The organism is Helicobacter cetorum (genome assembly GCF_900198405.1).
Taxonomy (GTDB): domain Bacteria; phylum Campylobacterota; class Campylobacteria; order Campylobacterales; family Helicobacteraceae; genus Helicobacter; species Helicobacter cetorum_C.
Map to the genome: position 1 here is coordinate 1 of NZ_FZMR01000012.1, position 6,872 is coordinate 6,872.

General features: G+C 34.2%; 2 protein-coding genes. Both read left to right on the top strand.

Annotated elements, in window-relative coordinates:
• Window positions 1-66 precede the first annotated feature (66 nt).
• On the top strand, window positions 67-4,230 hold the full coding sequence (locus tag C6H25_RS08855) for a hypothetical protein (RefSeq protein ID WP_233707328.1): 4,164 nt from the start codon (window positions 67-69) through the stop codon (window positions 4,228-4,230).
• A 174-nt stretch (window positions 4,231-4,404) separates the two neighbouring features.
• A partial coding sequence (locus C6H25_RS04345) for a hypothetical protein (RefSeq protein WP_104748238.1) occupies window positions 4,405-6,872 on the top strand: 2,468 nt, incomplete at its 3' end.

A 6,872-nucleotide genomic window follows, 5' to 3' on the forward strand; every position in this document is an offset into this window, starting at 1 on the left:
TAACCCTAAAAAGTGTTTTAGTTTTTAGCTTTAATTCTAGTTAGTTTATTTTTAAAGGATAAGAGCATGCAAGAGAATCTTTTAAACCCTAAAAGCACCCCCTTAAATCAGCCTATAATGCCCCTTAAAGAGTTAGAAACTAAGCCTATTATTGAAAAGCCAAACCCTTTTAACTTACCTAGAACCCCCTTAAACGACTTTGAGGCTAAGAAAAAAGAAGTTTTAAATCTCTTAGACACCAAAGCTAAAGAGCTTAAAGACTTAGGCATATTAGACCAACTAGCAGGCTTTATAGGCTATCAAACAGATGATTTTAAAAAGCGAGAACAAAGTATCGGGGAGTTAAAAGACTTAGCAAGCACTAATAAAATAGATTATGAAAATTTACCCAAAGCTTTAAAAGATGATTATTACAACAAGGCTGAAACAAGTATCTTTAATCCTTTAAAAACCAATAAAACTAAAATTGCCAAAGAAGACTATAACAAAGACATTCAAAGAAAGGCTATTTTAGATAAAAAAAGCACTGAATTAACACAGAGTGATAAGGAGCTGATAAAAGCGGATAATGGCTTATTAAACAATGCGATAGATTATTTCACAGACAAAAGCGAGCTAGAGCAATTAAAAGACTTCAAAGAAAAAGAAAAAGCCAAAGTAGCCACTAAAGAGATTCAAAAAGCTTGGAATGCTTTTAACAATATTAGAAGTGATAAAGACTTTTTTAGCATGTTTAGTGCTGAAGATGAAAAACAAAGAGAAAATTACAAAAACGAGTTTAAAACCATTGCTAAGGGCTTAGGCTTTGATGATGTGATTTATAATCAAAAACATGAGCCATTTGTAGTTAAAGGCGAAAAAGTCTATAAGATAAATGATGGCTTTGTGGATAATTTTTTAAACTCAATTTTTGATAATAAATTCTCTCTAGCAGGAAGTCTAGCGGGCGCTTATCAAGGGGCTAAGATTGGTAAAAATGTAGGGATTTTAGGGGCTTTAGGGGGTGGTATTTTAGGCGGTAGTGTAGGCGCTATCGCAGGGGGTGCTACAGATGCTATGCTTACAAACTACCAATTAAATAGAGAGCAAAATGTAAGCGAGATTTTAAAGCATGCTTTAAGTGAAGGAGCATTAAGCTTAGCAGGCGATACTTTGACTTTAGGAGCAGGAAAGCTTGCTAAAAACAGCGTTAAGCCGTTAGCTAAATTAGGCGAGTTAGGTTTAAATGTAACCACAGGTGGGGGCTATGGTTTAGCTAAAAGAATGCTTAATGGAAACACCAAACGAGCCGCTGAAATCATAGAAAATAGCATGTCTAAAGAAGACCAAGAGATGATTAAAAAGTTTTCTCAAAACTTCGGCGGAAAGGCTAAATTACAAAACCCCAAAGATGATAACATCGTTAGAAACTACTTTTCTAACAAATACGGCGAAGAGAGCAAAACCACCAAAGCCTATGATACCATTATGGAAGGCATTAGATTAAACAAATTCAGCGAGCAGCAAGAAGCCTTTTTACAAGCTATAAGAGCTGATGAAACAGGTAATGTCATCGCCTTTTTAACCCAAGCGGCTAATGAAAGCCCCAAAGCTAATCTAACGCTTAAAAATATTTTAAATAAAACCACTCAAAATTTAGAAAACGAATTAAGCCAATTAAACCTACAAAAAAGCGATATTAAAGGCATTTTAAACGATTTAGATACAGGCACTAAAGAAAGCTATACTAAAGCGATAGATAGCGTTATCGCTAAAGTTTATGATGATAGCTATAAAATCACGCCTTCAAAAGATATTTTAAATTTAAGCCGTTATCAAAAGTTTAGAAAAGACTTACACAAAGAGGGCGAATTAGAAGAGAGCGCTTTAAAAATGCTTAATTATTTAGAAAGAAATATCTATAACCCTAATGGCGTGAATTTTAGCCAATTACACAACGCTAAGAACACTATAAACGCTTATTTAAGAAACATAAAAGACCCTAGCATTAAAGGCTATATTCAAAAAGAAGTCGGTAATTTTATCAAAGATGATATTCAAAACGCTACGACTGAATTATTAAAGCAAAATACAAGCGCTTATGAAAAGTTTTCAAAGCTTTATGATAGCGCTATAAGCGATTACAAGATAATGAAAGACACGCTAAAACTAAGCGATGAATTTAAGCTCCTTTCTAAGAAAAAAACCGAAGATGAAGTTATAGAGAATTTATTAAAACTCGCTAAGGGACAAGGCGGCGAAACAAGCAATTTTAAAGTTTTAACCAAAGGCTTAAGCGAGCAGAATAAGGAAGTCTTAGAATTAAACATGCTTAATTCTTTAATGCAAAAGAGCATGCAAAGTAGCGATAGTTTAAAAGTCTTTGATTCTCAAAGCTTTTTTAAAAACCTAGCAGATTTTAAAGATGATGTCTTCACTTCTAAAGGAGCTAAGGATTTTATTGATATTGCTAAGGGCTTTGATACTCTCTTTAGAAACGATGCCAAAATCGCTAATGAACTCACTAACGCCACTACAGGCAAGCCCAGACAAGGACTAGCCACTACTATAGATGGCTTTTTAAAATATGCGGGCGTGAAATGGTTTATCAACACCTTCCACAGAACCATGCCTAAAATTTATGTTTTAGGGAAAGGCTTTGATGAGAGTAGTGCAGGTGCAGCTTTAAGGTATCATTTAAAGCAAGCCTTAGAAAGAAGTGAGAGTGTAGAAGAGTTTGCTAAAAATCTCAAAGCAAGCACGAAAAAATCTAAATTCACTAATAAGACTAATCAATTGATTGATGAGATTATAGGTGGTGTGAAAGCTACCAAAGAAGAGAGCGAACTAGCTTTTAAACAAGAGAGCAAACAAGCTAGTAAGCAAGCTATAGAGACAAACACCAAACAAGCCAACAACGAGACAGAACAAGCGATTAAACCTTTTAATGAAATCAAAAAACTTATTGATGAAAGCCCAAGCACAGGTTCTAGCATGCTAATTTTAGGGGATAAGAACCTAAACGCTGAAGCGGTTGAATACATACAGAAAAATCATAAGCGTGTAGCCGTTGAAAATTTAGAGCCTAGCACAATAGAATATTTAGGCTTACCACATAAAGACGCAAGGGCGGTTATTGATTATCAAGCGATTAACCATATTCTAAAGAGACATAACAATATTAAACTTGATGATATAGCTAACTACAGACAATTAGCTAAGAATGCCCAAGAGACCTTTAAGCTTAAGAATGGCCATGAAAACATTCTTACTAGTTTTAATCAAGTGAACGGATTTTTTGTAGTTGTAGAACAAGTTAGTAATGGAAAGAATGAGCTAATCCTAAAAACGATGTATAAAACAAAAGGTAATTACAAGGATAGCAAGGTTTATAAAGAAACCATAGAGAAATCTCAAAGTAGCTCAAACTTTGGTTATGAGCCAAGCGCTACTTCTATTGAAAACTCTACTTCCATAAATCCTACCACAAACACCATTAAAACACAAGAGCCAAGCACAGAAACGCAAAATTTAAGCCTTTTAGACCAAGCTAATAAAGAAAAACAAGCCAAACTAAACGAACAAGCCTTAAAAGAACAAGAACAAGAATTAAAAGCTAAAGCTAAAAGCTTAGAATTAGAAAAGCAAAGACAAGAGATAAGAGAGGCTAAAGAGAGCGTTTCTAATCCAACCAATAAAGAAACATCGTATAATCAAGTCTTTAAAAACAAACCTAAAGATACAACAATGCCTAAACTCTCTTTTAATGAAATTAAAGAATTGATAGATAAAAGCCCAAGAACTGGAAGTAGCATGTTGATTTTGGGTGATAACAATTTAGATAGTCAAGTAGTAGAATACATACAAAAAAATCATAAGCGTATAGCCGTTGAAAATTTAGAACCTAGCACAATAGGATATTTAGGCTTACCACATAAAGACGCAAGGGCGGTTATTGATTATCAAGCGATTAACCATGTTCTAAAAGACCACCCAAATTTAGAATATAAGGATATAGCAAACTATAGAGAATTAGCCAAAAATGCTAACGAAACTCTAAAATCAAGAGATAATCAATATAGACAAGTGATAGTAAGCTTTAACCAAGTAAATGGTTATTTCGTGGTAGTAGAACAGGTAATGAAATCCAAGAATGAACTAGCATTAAAGACTATGTATAAATCAAAAGGTAATTACAAGGATAGCTTAATTTATAGAAAGACATTAGCAAAGTCTCAGAATAGCGATTGAACATCGGTTATTAGCCGAGTGCTAGACATGCTTGACAATGCTAATGTCGGCTAAAACTATAGCAAAAAAATAACAATTAAGCAAGCCTTAGAAAGAAGCGAGAGTGTAGAAGAGTTTGCTAAAAATCTCAAAGCAAGCGCTAAAAAATCTAAATTCACTAATAAGACTAATCAATTGATTGATGAGATTATAGGCAGCCTGAAAGCTACCAAAGAAGAGAGCGAACAAGCTTTTAAACAAGAAAGCGCACAAGCTAGTAAGCAAGCTATAGAGACAAACCCAACTAAGGCGCATAATGAAACACAGAATACAGAGCCAAGTAATCTATACCAAGAAAACCCAAACAATAATAACCTAAACACCCAAGCAAGAGACTATAGCGGTGTTAAACTCAATAATGATGAAATCAAAGAAGTAATTAAAAATAGCCATTCCAAAGGCAAGGACATGCCTATTTTAGGGGAGCAAAATTTCACGCCTGAAGTGGTGGAGTTTTTAGAAAAAAACCATTATAAAATCGCCATTGAAAAGCTAGATAACAACCTAGCTAGAGAGCTAGGTTTGAAATACCAAGATGAAGCCAAGTTTTTAATAGATAGCGATGCGATTAAACATATTTTAAAAAATCATGGCACCAATTCTAATAACGCTATCCATAGCAAGCAACCACCAATAACATACGATGATGTAGCTAATTATCAAAACATCGTAAAGAATGCTGATGAAAGTCTAATCATACCTTTTAATAACGGCGAAAGGATACTAAGCTATAAGCAAGTTAACGGATATTTTGTAGTAGTAGAACAAGTTAGTAAAAAACAAAACGGCTTAAATCTTGTAACTATGTTTAAAGAGAACGGAAAGTATAAAGACGGAGCATCTTATAAGGAAACTACCCTAAAGAACCCGCAACCTCTAGGTTATAAGCCCAGCGCGCAATCACAAGAGAGTAGTTTAAGCAATATTGCTAACGACAATTCTACCACAAACCTAAGCCTTTTAGACCAAGCTAATAAAGAAAAACAAGCCAAACTAAACGAACAAGCCTTAAAAGAACAAGAACAAGAATTAAAAGCTAAAGCTAAAAGCTTAGAATTAGAAAAGCAAAGACAAGAGATAAGAGAGGCTAAAGAGAGCGTTTTAGGTAAGGCTGAAAATGAAAGAGAGATAAACAAAGGCGAAAAGATAGCCTTTAAAAGGCTAGAAAACGCCCCTAAATCTAGCGTAAGCCTAAATGATGATGAAATCTATCCTTTAGATTTTGCTATCGTTAAATCTAAAGATTTAAAGCCTAATTTTAAACCTAGCCAAACCCAAACACGAACGCATTATAACGAGCAAGCTATCAAAGACATTAGCCAAAATTTTAAACCTGAAAAAGTCTTTAATCGTGGGGGTTTTGATGATTTACCCATTATCTTAGAAGATGGGCAAATCATAGCAGGAAACCACAGAACCCAAGGCATGATAAACTTTAATACAGAGAGTAGGAAAGCTTATGAACAAGCGATAAAAGAGCATTACAACCTAGAATTACAACCTGATGAATTATTAGTTAGAATGCCTAGTAAAGATTTAAGCGATAAAGAGATTATAAATCTAGCCGCTCATAGTAACAAAGACAGAGCTAATAGCTACGGCGATAAGGTTTTAAGCGCCTTAGCCAAATACGACACTAAATTAAAAGACTTGCCTAAAAGATTAGAAAGTGAAAGCGTAGAAGAATTATCTAATCTAGTGGCTAGAAATTTAGAAAAAGATTCAAAGCTTGCTGATATTGAAAGCGCTAATCTCGCTTTATTAACTCAAGTAGCTAAAAACGATGCTAACCACTCTTTAAGCGAAGTTTTAGAAAAAGCGCACAAGCAACTAAATTTTGAAGACTTTAAGGCTTTAAAAGATATGTTTGTAGAAAATGCAGGGAGCTTTTATAATCTCTTAAACAACACCGAATTAAAAAACCTAAATATCAGCCCTTATTTAGTAGGAGCGATAGATAGCACGATTAAAAGCGTAGATAGTGGCATAAGAGCTAAGAATTTAACCAAGCTTTATGAAAGCTTAGAACACATGATTTCTACTACAGATAAGAACGGCATAAACGAAATGATAAAGCACATGCCTAATTTATACGATGAAATGATAAGCGATATTTTAGGCGTGAGTTTAGCTAGATTTGTGAGATTAGAAAACCCAAGCTCGCAATTATACGAGTTTTTAAAAAAAGCCCCTGAAGAGTTAAACAAGGTTTTTGGTAAGTCTTTGTTTGGAGATGGGAAGGCTTTAAGTGAAATGAATGTATTTAATCTTGCCGAGCTTGCATTAGCAAGTGGAGAAAGGACTAATCTAAGCGATAAGATTATAAACCTACTCCCTAAATTAGAAGAGAAATACAACGCTTATTTAAGCTATTTACGAAAGAGAGAAAGCCAAAAGCTAGAGAGCCACAAACGCCCTTTTAAAGTCATAGAGCCTAAAGACAGAGAGAACTTTTTAGAGCATTTAAACAAGAATTTAAAAGAGCATGCTATCAGCGTTCCTAAAGACATAGACATAGAAGGCTTTTTAAAGTCTTTTAATGGCGCTATCAATAAAGAGAATTTTTTAAAACATTTAGAGAGTAAAACAGATAGTAAGCAACG